The sequence below is a fragment of the Mesorhizobium sp. M1338 genome, from assembly GCF_040318045.1.
GTDB lineage: Bacteria > Pseudomonadota > Alphaproteobacteria > Rhizobiales > Rhizobiaceae > Mesorhizobium.
In genome coordinates this window covers 1-912 of sequence record NZ_JAMYLL010000142.1, presented here as the reverse complement: position 1 = coordinate 912, position 912 = coordinate 1, and the positions used below count along the sequence as shown (strand labels likewise).

The 912-nt window shown below is 67.1% G+C and carries 1 protein-coding gene; it reads right to left on the bottom strand.

The genetic code is table 11. The features are described 5' to 3' along the window. On the bottom strand, positions 1-912 hold a 912-nt coding region (locus NKH19_RS33355), incomplete at both ends, for a condensation domain-containing protein (protein WP_352983965.1).

The following is a 912-nucleotide window of genomic DNA, read 5'->3' as shown; positions in this document are numbered from 1 at the left end:
CCCCCGACAGCCACCGCCGTTGCCAGGCGGCATAATCCGGGTACTGGATCGCCAGCGGCGGCAAAGGATCGTCCTGTCCAGCCTCAAACGCCCGGTAAAGCTGACTGAGTTCACCCACCAGCACGCTCATCGACCAGCCGTCCGAGACGATGTGGTGCTGGGTCAGCAGGAAGACGTGTTCCTCATCCGATATCCGGATCAGACGCCCGCGGATCAGCGGCCCGCGCGCGAGATCGAACGGCGTGCGCGCCTCTTCATGGCACAGATCCAAAAGCGCCGCCTCAGCATCCGGCCTGTCCCGCAGATCGTGCTCGGCCACCGGCAGTCCCGCATCCGGCGGCAGAACCTCAACCCAGGGCTTGCCCTCCGACGCGACAAAGACACTGCGTAGCGCCTCATGGCGGGCAAACAAACGGTCGAGGCCGCGCTGCCAGGCGCTGCGGTCGAGCACCCCACGCAGCCGCAGGGCCAGCGGCATGTGGTAGTTGGTGCTGCGTTCGTCCAGCTGCGCCAAAAACCATAGCCGCTGCTGCGCGAACGACAGCACCAGAGGCTCATGACGCGACACGGCCACAATCGGCGGCAGGTCTTGCGGACCGGAGCGGCTCAACAGCTCGACGATGCTTGCCGCCAGATCGGAAAGCGCCGGTTTGGCGAACAGCCTCGTCAGCGGCAGCTCGACGCCAACAACCTGCGACAGCCGGCTCAAGAGCTGCACCGCCACGAGCGAATGGCCGCCCAGTTCGAAGAAGTTGTCGTGGCGTCCGACCCGCTCGACACCGAGAAGCTCCGCCCATATCTCGGCCAGCGCCGTCTCGACCGCGCCCTGCGGCGCCTCATAGGCCGTCCGCGCATAGGCGCCGTCGGCCGGCGCCGGCAGTGCCTTGCGGTCGAGCTTGCCGTTCGGCGTCA